General features: G+C 70.6%; 15 protein-coding genes. 5 read left to right on the forward strand and 10 right to left on the reverse strand.

Translation table 11 applies throughout. The features are described from left to right. Positions 1–128: 128 nt before the first annotated feature. The 4 genes from ABEA10_RS50070 to fdhD all read left to right on the forward strand — a co-directional run bounded on the left by ABEA10_RS50070 (position 129) and on the right by fdhD (position 5,793). Entirely contained in the window at positions 129–2,048 is a 1,920-nt protein-coding gene (locus ABEA10_RS50070) for a molybdopterin oxidoreductase family protein (protein ID WP_345475790.1), read from the forward strand. 2 nt (positions 2,049–2,050) lie between these two features. Continuing rightward, complete coding sequence (locus ABEA10_RS50075) at positions 2,051–3,910, forward strand: NAD(P)H-dependent oxidoreductase subunit E (protein ID WP_345475791.1); 1,860 nt, start codon at positions 2,051–2,053, stop codon at positions 3,908–3,910. A gap of 133 nt (positions 3,911–4,043) precedes the next feature. Beyond that, positions 4,044–4,958, forward strand: coding sequence for a 2Fe-2S iron-sulfur cluster-binding protein (locus tag ABEA10_RS50080; RefSeq protein WP_345475792.1), 915 nt, complete (start codon positions 4,044–4,046; stop codon positions 4,956–4,958). Then, positions 4,951–5,793, forward strand: a complete 843-nt coding sequence (gene fdhD, locus ABEA10_RS50085; protein WP_425551072.1) for a formate dehydrogenase accessory sulfurtransferase FdhD — start codon at positions 4,951–4,953, stop codon at positions 5,791–5,793. Before ABEA10_RS50080 ends, fdhD begins: the two co-directional genes overlap by 8 nt. 103 nt (positions 5,794–5,896) lie before the next feature. Here the strand turns inward: fdhD and ABEA10_RS50090 are convergent, their stop codons facing one another. Next, positions 5,897–7,363 (reverse strand): glycoside hydrolase family 71 protein, encoded by a 1,467-nt coding sequence (locus ABEA10_RS50090; RefSeq protein ID WP_345475794.1) that lies wholly within the window; start codon positions 7,361–7,363, stop codon positions 5,897–5,899. A gap of 291 nt (positions 7,364–7,654) precedes the next feature. Here ABEA10_RS50090 and ABEA10_RS50095 point away from each other — a divergent pair, with 291 nt between their 5' ends. Beyond that, entirely contained in the window at positions 7,655–8,443 is a 789-nt protein-coding gene (locus tag ABEA10_RS50095; RefSeq protein WP_345475795.1) for an alpha/beta fold hydrolase, read from the forward strand. 186 nt (positions 8,444–8,629) lie between these two features. On the opposite strand, the gene ABEA10_RS50100 is transcribed toward ABEA10_RS50095, so the two are convergent. The 9 genes from ABEA10_RS50100 to ABEA10_RS50140 form a co-directional block, all read right to left on the reverse strand. After that, the gene (locus tag ABEA10_RS50100; RefSeq protein WP_329234235.1) at positions 8,630–8,950 is read right to left on the reverse strand and encodes a metal-sulfur cluster assembly factor; all 321 of its coding nucleotides are present in this window, start codon (positions 8,948–8,950) and stop codon (positions 8,630–8,632) included. A 39-nt stretch (positions 8,951–8,989) separates the two neighbouring features. Further along, positions 8,990–9,433: a Fe-S cluster assembly sulfur transfer protein SufU gene (sufU, locus tag ABEA10_RS50105; RefSeq protein ID WP_285584165.1), complete on the reverse strand. Its 444-nt coding sequence runs from the start codon at positions 9,431–9,433 to the stop codon at positions 8,990–8,992. Between the two features lie 33 nt (positions 9,434–9,466). After that, entirely contained in the window at positions 9,467–10,777 is a 1,311-nt protein-coding gene (locus ABEA10_RS50110; protein WP_425551074.1) for a cysteine desulfurase, read from the reverse strand. A 5-nt stretch (positions 10,778–10,782) separates the two neighbouring features. After that, entirely contained in the window at positions 10,783–11,535 is a 753-nt protein-coding gene (gene sufC / locus ABEA10_RS50115) for a Fe-S cluster assembly ATPase SufC (protein ID WP_345475798.1), read from the reverse strand. 5 nt (positions 11,536–11,540) lie between these two features. Beyond that, positions 11,541–11,855 carry a non-heme iron oxygenase ferredoxin subunit gene (locus ABEA10_RS50120; RefSeq protein WP_329234230.1) on the reverse strand — a complete coding sequence of 105 codons (315 nt, stop codon included), beginning with the start codon at positions 11,853–11,855 and terminating at the stop codon, positions 11,541–11,543. Continuing rightward, a complete protein-coding gene (gene sufD / locus ABEA10_RS50125) occupies positions 11,852–13,027 on the reverse strand; it encodes a Fe-S cluster assembly protein SufD (RefSeq protein WP_345475799.1) in 1,176 nt (391 codons plus the stop codon). The genes ABEA10_RS50120 and sufD overlap by 4 nt, the downstream gene beginning before the upstream one ends. Positions 13,028–13,106: 79 nt before the next feature. Then, positions 13,107–14,519 (reverse strand): Fe-S cluster assembly protein SufB, encoded by a 1,413-nt coding sequence (gene sufB, locus ABEA10_RS50130; protein WP_329234227.1) that lies wholly within the window; start codon positions 14,517–14,519, stop codon positions 13,107–13,109. Further along, on the reverse strand, positions 14,516–15,223 hold the full coding sequence (locus ABEA10_RS50135) for a helix-turn-helix transcriptional regulator (RefSeq protein WP_345475813.1): 708 nt from the start codon (positions 15,221–15,223) through the stop codon (positions 14,516–14,518). The genes sufB and ABEA10_RS50135 overlap by 4 nt, the downstream gene beginning before the upstream one ends. 119 nt (positions 15,224–15,342) lie before the next feature. Next, positions 15,343–16,722: an MFS transporter gene (locus ABEA10_RS50140; RefSeq protein WP_345475800.1), complete on the reverse strand. Its 1,380-nt coding sequence runs from the start codon at positions 16,720–16,722 to the stop codon at positions 15,343–15,345. Positions 16,723–16,782 lie beyond the last annotated feature (60 nt).

A 16,782-nucleotide genomic window follows, 5' to 3' on the forward strand; every position in this document is an offset into this window, starting at 1 on the left:
GCCCGCCGGCCTCAACCGACCTCACGCCTTCAGCGGCTTGACATCCATAGGAGCATCCATTGCCCGGACGAGCGCGCTGGAATACGGTAGACCGTATACAGTCTTCGGTTTGAAGAATGGGACCCGGCATGGCGAAGAAGACCCCCCGCACGCCGTACGTCCGTCTGACCCGGCCGCTCGTCCGGGACGCCGGCGAACTCCGGCCCGCGTCCTGGGACGAGGCCCTGGACCGCGCGGCCGAGGGTTTCCGCCGCAACGTCGAGGCCCACGGCCCGGACGCGTTCGGGATGTTCTCCTGCTCGCGCGCGACCAACGAGATGAACTACGTCGCGCAGAAGTTCACCCGCGTGGTGATCGGCACGAACAACGTCGACTCCTGCAACCGCACCTGCCACGCCCCCAGCGTGGCCGGCCTGGCCGCCGCCTTCGGAAGCGGTGGCGGGACGTCCTCCTACCAGGAGATCGAGGACACCGACCTCATCGTGCTGTGGGGGTCCAGCGCACGCGAGGCGCACCCGATCTTCTTCCAGCACGTGCTCAAGGCGATCCGCCGGGGCGCGCGCGTGTTCGCGGTCGACCCGCGGCGCACGAGCACGGCCCGGTGGGCGGACCACTGGCTCGGCCTGAACGTCGGCACCGACATCCCACTGGCGAACGCGATCGCCCGCGAGATCATCCACGCCGGACTGCACAACGCCACGTTCATCGAGCGCGGCACCAGCGGGTTCGCGGAGTTCGCCGCGTCGGTCGAGCCGTGGACCCTGGAGGCCGCCGAACGCGAGACCGGTGTGCCCGCCGCGGCCATCCGCGAGCTCGCCCACGCGTACGCACGCGCCGAGCGGGCCCAGCTGTGCTGGACGCTCGGCATCACCGAACACCACAACGCCACCGACAACGTCCGCGCCCTGATCAACCTGGCGCTCCTCACCGGCCACGTCGGCCGCTACGGCTCCGGCCTGAACCCGCTGCGCGGGCAGAACAACGTCCAGGGCGGCGGGGACATGGGCGCCATCCCCGACCGCATGGTCGGGTTCCAGGACATCCTCGACCCCGCGGTGCGCACGCGGTTCGCCCAGGCGTGGGGACGCGAGATCCAGCCCCGTTACGGGCTCAACCTCACCGACATGTTCGCCGCGATGGGCGCGGGCACGCTGACGACCGCCTACATCATCGGGGAGAACCCCACCCAGTCCGAGGCGGACGCCGAGCACACCGTCAAGCGGCTCGGCCTGCTCGACCACCTGGTGGTCCAGGACATCTTCCTCACCAGGACCGCCCGGATGGCCGACGTCGTGCTCCCCGCCGGCGCCGCGTGGTGCGAGTCCGACGGCACCATGACCAACAGCGAGCGCCGCGTCCAGCGCGTCCGCAAGGCGCTCGACCCGCCCGGTGAGGCCCGCGACGACATCGACATCATGTGCGCGCTGGCGCGCCGGTTCGGGCACGACTGGCACTACGAACGCGCCGAGGACATCTGGGACGAGGTACGGTCGCTGTCCCCCATCCACGCGGGCATGACCTACGCGCGGCTGGAGGAACGGCACGGCATCCAGTGGCCCTGTTACTCCGAGGACCGGCTGGAACCCTCGTTCCTGCACTCCCGCCTGTGGGAGCCCGACCCGGAGGCTCGCGGGCGTCCCGCGCCGTTCGCGGTGCTGCGCCACTCACCGCCGGTGGACCGGCTCGACGAGGAGTTCCCGCTGCGCCTCACCACCGGCCGCCGGCTCGACTCCTACAACACGGGCGTCCAGTCCGGAGGGTTCTCCTCTCCGCTGCGCCGCGGGGAGAACCTCGAGCTGTCCCCCGAGGACGCCGAACGGCTCGGGGTCACTCCGGGCGAGCAGGTGCGGATCTCCTCGCGGCGCGGCACCGTCACCGCCCCGGTCTTCGTGGACCCGGCGCTGCGGCCGGGCCTGGTCTTCATGACCATGCACTTCCCCGACGAGGTGAACACCAACAGCCTGACCATCGAGGCGACCGATCCGATCGCCGGCACCGCCGAGTACAAGGCGACCGCCGTACGGGTCGAGAAGGTCGCAGGGAGCTGAACATGGACCTGCGCTTCAGGGACGTGGCACCGACCGAGGCGGAACGCGAGGCGGTCGACGCGCTGCTCGGCCCGCCGTCCTCCGCCTGGGACGGCGGCGACCGGGACGACATCCGGGTCGCCCGGGGCGGTCACGAGGCACGAGAGCGGCGAGACCTGCTGCTGCCCGCGCTGCACGCGGTCAACGACCGGGTGGGCTGGATCAGCGAGGGCGCGCTGGACTACATCTGCCGGCGGCTGACCGTCGCGCCCGCCGAGGCGTACGGGGTGGCGACGTTCTACGCGCTGCTGTCCGTCGAGCCGCGGCCCCGGCGCGTCGTCCACGTGTGCACCGACCTGGCCTGCCGGGCCGCCGGCTCGGACGCGCTGTGCCGGTCGCTGGAAGCCTCGCTCGGCCCGCACGGACGGCCCGCCGGCGATGGCGACGTCGTCTGGCATCACAGCCCGTGCCTGGGGCTGTGCGAGCGAGCGCCGGCGGCGCTGGTGCTGGAGGCGGGTGAGCACCCGCGGACCGCCGTGGTCGGGCCCGCCACGGCGGAGGCGGTGGCCCGGACGGCCGCCTCCCCGGACCGGGCCGAGGACGAGCCGCCCGCCCGCGCGGCGGTGCCCCAGGCGGGCCAGGACGGCCTGGTCCTGCTGCGCAGGGTCGGCGTCGTGGACCCGGCCGGCCTCGACGACTACCGGGCGGCCGGCGGGTACCTCGCGCTGCGCAGGGCGTTCGCGCTCGGCCCGGCGGCGGTCATCCGCGAGGTGCTCGACGCCGGTCTGGTCGGCCGCGGCGGCGCGGCTTTCCCGACCGGGCGCAAGTGGGACGCGACCGCGCGCCAGCCCGACCATCCGCACTACCTGGTCTGCAACGCCGACGAAAGCGAACCCGGCACGTTCAAGGACCGGGTCATCATGGAGGGCGACCCGTTCTCGGTGATCGAGGCCATGACCGTGGCGGCGTACGCCACGGGCTGCCGCCGCGGCTACCTCTACCTGCGCGGCGAGTACCCGCGCGCGCTGCGGCTCCTCACGAACGCCGTCGAACGCGCCCGGGAGCGGAACCTGCTGGGCACGGACATCCTCGGGTCCGGATTCGACTTCGACGTGGAGATCCGGCGCGGCGGCGGGGCGTACATCTGCGGCGAGGAGACGGCGATCTTCAACTCGATCGAGGGCTACCGCGGCGAGCCTCGCAGCAAGCCGCCGTTCCCGGTCGAGAAGGGGTTGTTCGGCAAGCCCACCGTGGTCAACAACGTGGAGACTCTCGTCAACGTGCTGCCCATTCTCACCGGCGGCGCCGCCGCCTACGCCGCCGTGGGCACGGGCGGATCGACCGGGACCAAACTGTTCTGCCTCTCCGGCACGGTCCGCCGTCCCGGGATCTACGAGCTGCCCTTCGGCGCCACGCTGCGCGAGCTGCTGGCCCTGGCCGGCGGCGTCCCCGAGGGCCGGAAGCTGCGGGCGGTGCTGCTCGGCGGCGCCGCGGGCTCGTTCGTGCGCCCCGACGAGCTGGACGTCCCCCTCACGTTCGAGGGCACGCGGGCGGCCGGCGCCGGCCTCGGCTCCGGCGTCGTGCTGGCCCTCGACGACAGCGTGGACCTGACCGGGGTGCTGTTGCGGATCGCGGCGTTCTTCCGCGACGAGTCCTGCGGCCAGTGCGTCCCCTGCCGGGTGGGAACCGTGCGGCAGGAAGAGGCACTGCACCGCCTGGCGCGGGGCTCCGGCCCGGCCGACGTGACGCTGCTGCGCGACGTCGGCCGGGCCATGCGCGACGCCTCCATCTGCGGCCTCGGCCAGACCGCCTGGAACGCCGTCGAGTCCGCGATCGACCGCCTCGGTGTCTTCGCCGATGGCGAGAAGGGCAGGGCCTCATGACCGAGCGAAGCGAGGGAATCAAAAGACACGCCCCTGTGGTCACGCCCTCCGACGAAGGAGGTCTCATGACCGAGCGAAGCGAGGGAATCGATAACACGCCCCTGTGGTCACGCTCTCCGACGAAGGAGGTGTCATGACCATCGTTCCGCTCGCACCGCCGCGGCGGCTGATCGACGTCACCGTGGACGGTGAGCCGGTGCGGCTGCCCGAGGGATCGACCATCCTCGCCGCCTGCCCCGGCACGCCGACCCTGTGCTATGGCGACACGCTGACGCCGAAGAACGCCTGCCGGGTCTGCATGGTGGAGGTGAAGGGCTCCCGGACGCTCGTGCCGGCCTGCTCGCGCCGCGTCGAGCCGGGCATGGAGATCACGACCGACAGCGAACGGGTCCGGCACAGCCGGCGGCTGGTGCTCGAACTCCTGGGCTCCTCGACCGACCTGTCCACGACGCCCGGCGCGGCGGAGTGGAGCGCGGAGTACGGCGCGCGGCCGTCACGATTCGGGCCGCCCGGTGAGCCGTCCGCCGACCGGGACACCCGTCACCCGGGCGTGCACGAACCGCCCGGCGGCGCCGCCGCGGCCACCGTCGCCCAGCCGGCCAAGGTCGACAACGACCTCTACGTACGCGACTACGGCAAGTGCATCCTGTGTTACAAGTGCGTCGACGCGTGCGGCGAGCAGTGGCAGAACACCTTCGCGATCGGCGTCGCGGGCCGCGGCTTCGACGCGCGGATCTCCACCGAGCACGCCGCGCCGCTGCCCGACTCGGCCTGTGTGTACTGCGGGAACTGCGTCGAGGTCTGCCCGACCGGCGCGCTGTCGTTCAAGAGCGAGTACGACATGCGCGCAGCGGGCACGTGGGACGAGTCGCGGCAGACCGAGACGACGACGATCTGCAGCTACTGCGGCGTGGGCTGCAACCTGACGCTGCACGTGCAGGACAACGAGATCGTGAAGGTCACCTCGCCGCACGACAACCCGGTCACGCACGGCAACCTGTGCGTCAAGGGCCGCTTCGGCTTCCAGCACGTCCAGAACCGTGGGTAGGCGCACGGTCCGCCGCCGGATGACGCGCGTGTCCGACGGCGTCCCGGCGGGCCGTACGGACACGCTGGTGGCGGAGGAGCCGCTGGAGATCCGGCTCGGCGGCCGTCCGCTGACGATCACGATGCGCACGCCGGGCGACGACTTCGAGCTGGCGGCGGGATTCCTGGTCAGCGAGGGCGTGGTGGGACGGGCGGAGGAGATTCACGCGATCGCCTACTGCGCCGGGGCGACCGACGACGGCGGCAACACCTACAACATCGTCGACGTACGGCTCGCCGACGGGGTGGCGCTGCCCGACCTGACGCTGGAGCGCAACTTCTACACGACGTCCTCGTGCGGGCTGTGCGGCAAGGCCAGCCTCGACGCGGTGCGCACCGTGGCCCGCTGGAGCGTACGGGAGGATCCGCTGCGGCTCTCCCCCGAGACGGTGACGGCGCTGCCGGACCGGCTGCGCGCGGCGCAGCGGGTGTTCGAGCGCACGGGCGGCCTGCACGCCGCGGGCCTGTTCGACGCGAGCGGTGAGCTCTTGTGCGTGCGCGAGGACGTCGGCCGCCACAACGCGGTGGACAAGCTGGTCGGCTGGGCGGTGCAGCGCGACCTGCTGCCGCTGCGGGGCGCGACGCTGCTCGTGTCCGGCCGAGCGTCGTTCGAGCTGGCGCAGAAGGCGGTGATGGCCGGCATCCCGGCGCTGGCGGCCGTCTCCGCGCCGTCCTCACTGGCGGTCGAGCTCGCGCAGGAAACGGGCCTGACACTGATCGGCTTCCTGCGCGGCACGTCCATGAACGTCTACGCCGGGGCGGAACGCCTGCGCGCCGCGGTGGCGGCGGCGCCCTGAGACGTCTCCCGAAGGACCAGGGCGGCCACCCAGGCGTCCTTCGAGAGACGAAGGGGACCGGCGGGTGGCAGCCCCCTGCGCCCGCCGGTCCCACCCGTCCGCCTCAGCGGCCGCTGGTCACCCCGACGTACTGCTCGTCCTGCACCGTCGGCGTGGAGGTGACGGTGAACGGCGAGGTGACCCGGGCGGTGACCGTGCCGTTCCGGGCCACCGACACCGCGTTGGTCCCCGTCTTCAGCGGGAACGTCTGGACGTGCAGCCCGGCCGGCGCGGTGTAGGTGTGGGCGGTGCCGCCGATCGTGGCGGTGACCGTGGCGGCGGCGGTGAGCACGGTGAGCACCTCGACCTGGTCCTGGGCGGGGGTGCTGCCCGCGCGGAGGGTCATCAGCTTCGTCTCCGGATAGGACGGGGTGGCCGCCGCCGGCTGGGTCCGGTGGGTGAGGTACACCACGTCCTTGGTGATCGCCGGATAGGCACCGGTCTTCATCCGGGTCAGGTAGTACGACGACAGGTCCAGAAAGGTCCACCCGTGCTCGGCCGAGGGGGAGATCTGCGCGCCCTCGGAGTAGTCGTTCCAGGTGGGGATCTGCACCCAGTCCGCGCCGTCGATCGCCGCCTGCCAGGTCAGGCGCAGGTTCTGCGTGCCCGCCGCCTCGTCGTACTTGCCCTGGTTCGGCCGCTCGTCCTGCACCGACACCGGCTGCATCCAGATCTTGCCGAGGGCGTGGGCGCGGTCGATGTTCGTGGCCAGGCCGGCGTTGGCGGCCGGGTTGCGGTTGCCCCAGTTGGAGAAGCCGTAGCTGATCGGCGCGAAGGCGTCGGCGTTGGCGGTGCTGAAGCTCAGGAAGCAGGGCACCAGCGCGACGCTGATGCCGTACTCGTCCTTCATCGTGGCCATCCAGGCGGACCACCAGGCCGCGGTCCGGCCCTCGGCCTTGAACGGTGAGATGACCAGCCGCCCGTCGGCGAGGTGGTAGAGGGCGGGTGAGGACGCCAGGCCCGCGACGGCGGCGGCCAGCGTGTCACTGTCCACGCTCGCGAGACCGTTCATGTCCGGCATCAGCACGATCTTGAAGCCGGGGTCGACCTCCGCGGCGGCCTGGATCAGCAGCTTGGCGCGGGTCCAGTTGGCGCTGGAGGAACTCACCGACAGCAGGTCCAGGGTGAACCCGTCGAGCCCGGCCGCCGCGGCCCGCCGGACCTCCGTCTTCATGTCCGCGAGCTGGTAGCCGGTGCCGATCGGCGCCCGCGGGATGGGGCGGTCGCGCAACAGGCCGCCGTAGGCGGAGTGGATGCCGCCCTCGCCGGTCGGCGACAGGTAGTTCCTGGTGTAGTAGTCGCTCGCCGCGTCCTTGTCGTCCAGCGAGAGGGGGTACGGCGTGAAGTAGTGCGCGAACACCTTGTGCGCGGACGCGCGCAGCACGCTCTGGGCGGGCAGCGTGAACGGCAGCGGCCCGGTGTTCGCGGCGGCGGTGGCCGCGGCCGGCGCCGCGTTCCGCGCGGGAGAACAGGCGGCCGCCGCGACGATCAGAATCGCCACGGCGGCCACGCACGCAAGTCTGGATCTCACGGAAAGACGCTCCTCGGTCCGGTGACCGTGACGCGGGAACCGCCCGCGTTCTTGATCATCGGGGAGCGTACGGCGTCCGGGCCCCGCTCCTCCCGCGAGTTACGGCAAGCCGACCGGCGCGATCACTCGTGGTGATCGGCCGGCCGGAGCGGTGGGGATCAGACGTTGAAGCCGAGGGGCGCGCAGCCGCTCGCGGCCGCACTCGTGAGCGTCGGTCGCCGGTTCCTGTGGGATCTGGAGGGGGAAGACAGGCCGGGGGAATACATCTACGTACCGCCCGGAGGCCTCACCATGCCGTTCTCGCAGCCGACCAACGGTTTCCGCCTGCACTACCTACGGTCCGGAGAAGGCCCGCCGGTCGTCCTCGTACACGGTAATCCGGGCGACAACAAGGAGTACTCCAAGCTGCTGCCCCTGCTGACGCCCCACGCCGACGTGGTCGTCCCCGACCTGCGGGGCTACGGCAGGTCGGACAAGCACCTGAAGGACGTGGGCAACGCCTACGCCCTGTCCGGGCAGGTGGACGGCGTCATCGCGCTGATCGACGAACTCGGCATCAGCGACGCGGTCCCGTGCGGATACGACGTGGGCAGCTTCACCGTCCAGACGATCGCGGTGAAGCGACCCGACCTCGCCAGATCTCTGGTGATCGCGCCACCGACGATGGGGGTCGGCCGGCGGATTCTGGAGGAGGAGGCGGTGAACGCCTTCCTCCACGCGATCCTGTACAAGACGACGCTGGTCGAGGATCTCATCGACGGCAAGCCGGATGCCGTCCGCGCCGCGCTGAAGGAGAACCTGCAGAACTGGTCGGCTCCGGGCTCCGACGTCGTGGACGAGCTACTGGACCATCTGACCGAGAACCACTCCGCCCCGGGTGCGTTCGTGGCCGGCGTCATGTGGTTCCGCTTCCCCGAGGGGAACCCCATCACCTATTACGCCAACGAGAAGAAGCCGGAACGCGCTGACAGGTTCTCCAAGCCCATCACCATCCTCTGGCCCGACAAGGATCCGCTCTTCCGCAGGAATGGAGCGACAACCTGTCCGACTTCTACAGTGACTACACACTCCATTTCTTGACGAACGTCGGGCACTTCAGCCCGCTGGAAGCGCCTGACGCCTGGGCCGAGCAGATCCTGGAGCGCGTGCGAGAGGCCTAGCGAAGGCCGGCCCATCATCGGGTCGACGATCCGCGGTCGACGGGTTCGAACGCGCGAACGGCCGGCGCGATCACTCGTGGTGACCGGCCGGCCGGAGCGGTGGAAATCAGACGTTGAAGCCGAGAGCGCGCAGCTGCTCGCGGCCGTCCTCGGTGATCTTGTCCGGGCCCCACGGCGGCAGCCACACCCAGTTGATGCTGACCTTCTCGGCCATGCCCTCCAGGGCGCTGTTCGTCTGGTCCTCGATCACATCGGTCAGCGGGCAGGCCGCACTGGTGAGGGTCATGTCGAGGGTGACGACGTTGTCGTCGCCGATGTCGACGCCGTACACCAGCCCCAGGTCGACGACATTGATGCCGAGCTCGGGGTCGACCACGTCTCGCATGGCCTCGAGGACCTCGTCCTCAGCGATCTTCGTCTCGGACATGGGTCCTCCTTCGTCGGATGATCGACCGGGCGCACCGGATCACGCCTGGGCCTCCATGGCTTTCGCGGTCGCGTCCTTCCACGCCATCCAGGCGAGCAGGGCGCACTTGATGCGGGCGGGGTACTTCGACACCCCGGAGAAGGCGACGGCGTCCTCCAGGACGTCCTCATCGGGGTCGACCTGCCCCTTGGACTGCATGAGCTTCAGGAACTCGTCACCGGTGTTCATCGCCTCCTTGACCGGCCTGCCGATGATCAGGTCGGCCATCACCGACGCGCTGGCCTGGCTGATCGAACAGCCCATCGCGTCGTAGGAGACGTCGGCGACGTCGTCGCCGTCGAGGCGGACGCGCAGCGTCACCTCATCGCCGCAGGTCGGATTGACGTGATGCACCTCGGCGTCATAAGGATCCCGCAGCCCCTTGTGGTGCGGGTTCCGGTAGTGATCCAGGATGATCTCCTGGTACATCGACTCGAGCTGCATTCCTCTTCCTTCCTACGGCCGAACAGATCAACGTCAGGCGGCGCTGAAGAATTTCTGCGTCTGCCGGAGTCCGTCGACCAGGGCATCGACCTCGGCGCGCGTGTTGTAGAAGTACAGCGACGCCCGGGTGCTGGCGGTCAGGCCGAACCTGCGGTGCAGCGGACGCGCGCAGTGGTGACCGGCCCGCACGGCCACGCCGTGGGCGTCGAGCACCTGGCTCACGTCGTGCGGGTGGATCTCCCGGCCGTCGAGGCCGTCGAGGGTGAATGACAGGGCGCCGCCGCGGTCCACGGCCTCGGCCGGGCCGAGCAGCCGCAGCCCCTCGACCTCGCGGAGCCGCTCCAGGGCGTACGCCAGCAGCTCGTGCTCGTACGCGTGGATCTCCTCGAGCCCGATCCCGCGCAGATAGTCGATCGCGGCGGACAGCCCGGCGGCCTCGGCGATCGGCATCGTGCCCGCCTCGAACTTGTGCGGCGGCGGCGCGTACGTCGAACGTTCCATCGCGACGGTCTCGATCATCTCGCCGCCGCCGAGGAACGGCGGGAGGGTCTCCAGCAGCTCCCGGCGTCCCCACAGCACGCCGATGCCGGTCGGGCCGCACAGCTTGTGCGCGGTGAAGCCGTAGAAGTCGGCGCCGAGCTCCGCGACGTTCACCGGCATCTGCGGCACCGCCTGCGCCCCGTCGACCAGTACGAGCGCGCCGACGGCGTGGGCCTTGGCGGCGATCTCGCGGACCGGGTTGACGGTGCCGAGGACGTTCGACTGGTGCGCGACCGCGACGATCTTGGTGCGCTCGTTGATCAGCTCATCGACGTCGGACAGGTCGAGACGGCCGTCGTCGGTCACGCCGAACCAGCGGAGCGTCGCGCCGGTGCGCTGCGCGAGCAGCTGCCACGGCACGATGTTGGAGTGGTGCTCCATCTCGGTGATGACGATCTCGTCGCCGGGGCCGACGCGGAACCGCTCGGCCTCGGGGCCGGACGTCCCGGGAGGCCGGCCGGGGCCGGTTGGTTGGGTGAGAGTCGCGTTGCCCAGGGCGTACGCGACGAGGTTGATGCCCTCGGAGATGTTCTTGGTGAACACCACCTCGGACTCGTCCGCCACGCCGATGAAGCCGGCGACCTTCAGCCGCGCGCCCTCGTACGCCTCGGTCGCCTCCTCCCCGAGCTGGTGCGTCGCCCGGTGGATGTTGGCGTTGTGCCGGGAGTAGAACTCCTCGATCGCGTCGATGACCTGCAGCGGCTTCTGCGAGGTGTTGGCGCTGTCGAGGTAGACGAGCGGCCGTCCGTCGCGGACACTGCGCGTCAGGATCGGGAAGTCCTTGCGGACCCGCCCCACGTCGATGTCGCTCACGCTGACGCGCCCGCCTTCGTGAACTTCTCGTAGCCCTCGCTCTCCAGGAGCTCGGCCAGCTCCGGGCCGCCCTCCTCGACCACGCGCCCGGCCGCGAAGACGTGCACGAAGTCGGGCTTCACGTAACGCAGGATCCGCGTGTAGTGCGTGATCAGCAGGACGCCGGTCTCGCCGCCATCGCGGAAGCGGTTGACGCCCTCGGAGACGACCTTGAGCGCGTCGATGTCGAGGCCGGAGTCGGTCTCGTCCAGGACCGCGACCTTGGGCTTCAGCATCTCCAGCTGGAGGATCTCGTGGCGCTTCTTCTCGCCACCGGAGAAGCCCTCGTTGAGGTTGCGCTGGGCGAACGCCGGGTCGATCTGCAGCTCCGCCATCGCGCCGCGCATCTCCTTGGAGAAGTCGCGCAGCTTCGGCGCCTCGCCGCGCACGGCGGTGACCGCGGTGCGCAGGAAGTTCGACACCGACACGCCGGGCACCTCGACGGGGTACTGCATGGCGAGGAACAGCCCGGCGCGGGCGCGCTCGTCGACGGTCATGTCCAGCACGCTCTCGCCGTCGAGGAGGACCTCGCCGCCGGTGACGTCGTACTTGGGGTGACCCGCGATGGCGTAGGCGAGGGTGGACTTGCCGGAGCCGTTCGGCCCCATGATCGCGTGGGTCTCGCCCGCCCGTACGGTCAGGTTGACGCCCCGCAGGATCTCCTTGTCCTCGACGGCGACGTGCAGGTCGCGAATCTCAAGCGTGGCCATATGTCTCAGGACTCCTTGAGCGAGACGTACACGTCGTCGCCCTCGATCTTCACTCGGTACGTGGGAACCGGCTGGGTGGCCGGCGGATTGGTGGGCTTGCCGCTGCGCAGGTCGAAGCACGAGCCGTGCAGCCAGCACTCGATGGTGTGGTCGTACACCTCGCCCTCGCTGAGCGCGACCTCGGCGTGGGAGCAGACGTCGCGCAGCGCGAACACCTCGGCGCCGATGCGCACGACCGCCACCGGCGTGTCGTCGATCTCCACCGCCAGCGCCCCCTCCTCGGGCACGTCGGCGAGCGCGCAGGCGCGCACGAAGCTCATCGATCCAGCTCCTGTTCGCCGGTTGCTCGCGTCTCCTCGCTCGCTCGTCGATCGAGCTCCTTGTCGATGGCCGTACGCACCTGCTCCTGGATGTCCGGCACGCCGATCTTGTCGACGAGCTGACCCAGGAAGCCGCGGACGACCATGCGCCGGGCCACGTCGTGCGGGATGCCGCGCGCCTGGAGGTAGAACAGGTGCTGGTCGTCGAGCCGTCCGGACGCCGAGGCGTGCCCGGCGCCGGCGACCTCGCCGGTGAGGATCTCCAGGTTCGGCACCGAGTCGACCCGCGTGCCGTCGGTCAGCACGAGGTTGCGGTTGAGCTCGTACGTGTCGGTGCCCTCGGCCTCGGCCCGGATGATGACGTCGCCGATCCAGACGGTGTGGGCGCCCTCGTCCTGCAGCGCGCCGCGGTAGTCGACGCGGCTGCGGCAGTTCGGCCTGGTGTGGTCGACCAGCAGCCGGTGCTCGATGTGCTGGTCCTTGTCCACGAAGTAGAGGCCGTACAGCTCCGCGTCGCCGCCCGGGGCGTCGTAGGCCACGGACGGGGCGATGCGGACCACGTCGCCGCCGAGGCTGACCGTGAAGCTCGTGAACTTCGCGTCGCGGCCGAGCCGCGCGTGCTGGTGGGACAGGTGCACGGCGTCGTCGGCCCAGTTCTGCAGGCTGAAGACCGCCAGCGAGGCGCCGTCACCCACCACGAACTCGACGTTGTCGGCGTAGGTGGCCGTGCCGATGTGGTCGAGCACGACCGTGGCTTGCGCGAACGGCTCGAGCACGACGGTCGTGTGGCCGTAGGCCACGCCGCCCTCACCGCGCAGCGTCACGACCGTCGGGCTGGTGGCGACGACCTCCTTCGGCACCGTGATCACGGTCGCCTGGGTGAAGGAGGCGTACGCCTGGGCGCTCACCCGGTCGGCCGGGACGTAGGCCTTGCCGACCCGCTCGTCCGTACGGGCGACGGTCTCGACCTTCACCTCGGGCGCCGCGTCGACGTCGACGACGACCTTGCCGTCGGCCTCGGCGCCCTTGTGCAGGCCGCGCAGGCGGCGCAGCGGGGTGAACCGCCACTCCTCCTCGCGCCCGGTCGGCACCGGGAAGTCGGCCACGTCGTACGACGTGCGCTCGTGCAGCGTCGACAGAGGCCGGGTCTCCACAGCCGTGTTGTCGGTCACGCTCCCCTCCTCGCTCGCTGCGCGGAAGCCCTGCTTCGCGGCGCCTTCCACTCCGCTCGCTCGTCGGCTCGCCGTTCCATCAGCCGACGGCTCCTTCCATCTGCAGCTCGATGAGGCGGTTGAGCTCCAGGGCGTACTCCATCGGCAGCTCACGCGCGATCGGCTCGACGAAGCCGCGCACGATCATCGCCATGGCCTCATCCTCGGTGAGCCCGCGGCTCATGAGGTAGAACAGCTGGTCTTCGGAGACCTTGGAGACGGTCGCCTCGTGGCCCATCTCGACGTCGTCCTCGCGGACGTCGACGTAGGGGTAGGTGTCGGAGCGGCTGATCTGGTCGACCAGCAGCGCGTCGCACTTGACCGTCGACTTGGAGTGCTCGGCGCCCTCCTGTACCTGGACCAGGCCGCGGTAGCTCGTACGGCCGCCGCCGCGCGCCACCGACTTGGAGATGATGGTCGAGGAGGTGTTCGGCGCGTTGTGCACCATCTTGGCGCCGGCGTCCTGGTGCTGGCCCTCGCCGGCGAAGGCGATGGACAGCGTCTCACCCTTGGCGTGCTCGCCCATGAGGTAGACGGCCGGGTACTTCATCGTGACCTTGGAGCCGATGTTGCCGTCGACCCACTCCATCGTGCCGCCCTCGTAGCAGACGGCGCGCTTGGTCACGAGGTTGTAGACGTTGTTCGACCAGTTCTGGATGGTCGTGTAACGGCAACGGGCGTCCTTCTTCACGACGATCTCCACGACCGCGGAGTGCAGCGAGTCGGACTTGTAGATCGGCGCGGTGCAGCCCTCGACGTAGTGGACGTACGCCCCCTCGTCGACGATGATCAGCGTGCGCTCGAACTGGCCCATGTTCTCGGTGTTGATCCGGAAGTAGGCCTGCAGCGGGATCTCGACGTGCACGCCCGGCGGCACGTAGATGAACGAGCCGCCCGACCAGACCGCGGAGTTGAGTGCGGCGAACTTGTTGTCGCCGACCGGGATCACCGAGCCGAAGTACTCCTGGAAGATCTCCGGGTGCTCGCGCAGGCCGGTGTCGGTGTCGAGGAAGATGACACCCTGCTTCTCCAGGTCCTCGCGGATCTGGTGGTAGACGACCTCGGACTCGTACTGGGCCGCCACGCCGGCGATCAGGCGCTGCTTCTCGGCCTCGGGGATGCCGAGCTTGTCATAGGTGTTCTTGATGTCGGCGGGGAGCTCGTCCCACGACGCGGCCTGCTTCTCCGTCGACCGGACGAAGTACTTGATGTTGTCGAAGTCGATGGCGGAGAGGTCGGCGCCCCACGTCGGCATCGGCTTCTTACCGAACAGGCGCAGGCCCTTCAGACGAAGGTCGAGCATCCACTCCGGCTCGTCCTTCTTCGCCGAGATGTCGCGGACGACCTCCTCGTTCAACCCGCGACGGGCCGACGCACCGGCCACGTCCGAGTCGGCCCAGCCGAACTTGTACCTTCCGAGCCCCTCGAGCTCGGGATGGGCTGCCGTAGTCATACGGAGGCGCCTCCGGACTCCTGCTTGTCGTCGTTGTTCTTCTCTGTCAGCTCACGTGCGGTCACGTGAGTCGTGCAAACCCCGTCGCCGTGGGCGATGGTCGCCAGCCGCTGCACCGGAACGCCGAGCAGCCGCGCGAACGCGGCGGTCTCGGCCTCGCAGAGCTGCGGAAAGCTGGCCGCGACGTGCGCGACCGGGCAGTGGTGCTGGCACAGTTGCTGCCCCCCGGCCGGCGCGTTGCCCGCCGCGGCGGCATAGCCGTCCGCGGACAGCGCCTCGGCCAGCGCGCGCACCCGCTGCTGCGGGGGCACCGCGCGGATCGCCGCACCGTAACGCGCCTCGAGATCGCCGAGTTGGCGACGGGAGAACTCGGCGACGGCCTCGTCACCGAGCCGCTCGGCGAGGAATCGCAGAGCGCTCGTGGCGAGGTCGTCATAAGCGTGCTCGAACGCGCTGCGGCCGGCGTCGGTGATGACGAACAGCTTCGCCGGGCGCCCGCGCCCACGTGAGGCGTGCGGGCGGCTCCGGCGCACCTCGATCATCTCCTCGGCGAGAAGGTGGTCGAGGTGGCGGCGCACGGCCGCGGGCGTGAGCCCGAGCCGCTGTCCGAGCGCCGAGGCGCTGATGGGACCGTGTTCAAGAATCAGGCGTGCCACCCGCGCGCGTGTGGTGCGCTCGGCGTGGCTCGGACCGAACGCGGGCATGCCGGCGGTCGCCGGGACGCTGCTCCTCGTGTCGGTCACGTATTTCACAACATCAGTGTGGCCTAATTCCTTCCCGCCGCACAAACGGAACGGGGTTACCTACCTCACTAAGGTGAGCCTTACTCCACCTGCGGCTTCGCCGCGTGGACGCCCCGGCCGGGGATGGCGACGACGGTGACGGCCGCACCGACGAGGAAGGCCGCGCCCGCGACGGCCATCGCGGTGGCGAGCCCGGCCGAACCGGCGAGGGTGCCGATGAGGGCGACGCCGATCGTACTGCCGACCTGCCGCCCGGTGTTGATCGCCCCCGACGCCACTCCGGCCCGGTCCGCCGGCGCCGCCTCGACCACGGTCGTCGTGGCGGCGGGCATGGTGAAGGCCATGCCGAAGCCCGCCGCCATGAGCGGGACCACGAGGATGAGGTAGGAGACGTGCGGGCCGGCGGCCATGAGCCCGAAGAACCCGACGGCTCCCAGGCACAGCCCGGCCAGCATGGTCGGCCGCGTTCCCACGCGGCTCGTCACACGCCCGGACAGCAGAGACGCCACCGACACCAGCAGCCCCTCGGGCAGCAGGGCCAGGCCGGCGGTGGTCGGGCTCATGTGGTCGGTGTTCTGGAAGTACAGGCTGATGACGAACAGCTGCCCGTAGAAGCCGAGGTTGAGAAGCAGCCCGATCGCCGAACCCCCGGAGAAGGCCCGGTCGCGGAACAGCTCCAGGGGCAGCATCGGCCGGGCCGCATGCCGCTCGACGGCCGTGAACGCCGCGACGAGGAGGCCGGCGGCCACCAGGCCGCCGAGGATGACCGGGGAGGCCCAGCCCTCGGTCCGGGCCTCGATGAGCGCGAACGTCAGCGCGACGAGCGCCAGGATCGCCGTCGCCTGGGCGGGCAGGTCGAACCCCGGGCGGCCGTGGCCGCCCGCCGGCGGCACGTGCCGCCGTGCCGTCAGCAGGGCGGCCAGGCCGATCGGCACGTTGACGAAGAAGACGAGCCGCCAGCTCACGGTCTGGGTGAGCACCCCGCCGATCACCGGGCCGGAGGCGGCCGCGATCCCGGCCACGCCGCCCCAGACGCCCACGGCGCGCGCCCGCGCCCTCGGATCGTCGTAGGCCGCGCGGACCAGGGCCAGCGAGCACGGCACCAGGACCGCCGCGGCGACGCCCTGCACCAGGCGGGCGACGACCAGCGTCACCACGCCCGGAGCGAGCCCGCATGCGGCCGAAGCGACGACGAACAGCCCCAGGCCGCCACAGAACACCCGCCGGGCGCCGTACCGGTCGCCGAGGGAGCCGGCCATCAGCAGGAGCGCCGCGAAGGTCAGCGTGTATCCGTCGACCACCCACTGCAGCGCCCCGACCCCTCCCCCGACGTCCCGTCCGAGGGCGGGAAGCGACAGGCTCACCGCCGTCGCGTCGAGGATGACCATGAAGTAGCCGAGGCAGATCGCGGGAAGGGCGAGCCGGGACGGCGCCTGCGGGCGGACGGTGACGTTGACCATGCGTCCAGACTGGCCGCGAAACCCTTCGACGAGCGCCGAAACGTCGCCGTCGCGCCCTAC

Origin of the sequence: Actinoallomurus oryzae (genome assembly GCF_039541955.1) — a bacterium.
GTDB classification, from domain to species: Bacteria; Actinomycetota; Actinomycetes; order Streptosporangiales; family Streptosporangiaceae; genus Actinoallomurus; species Actinoallomurus oryzae.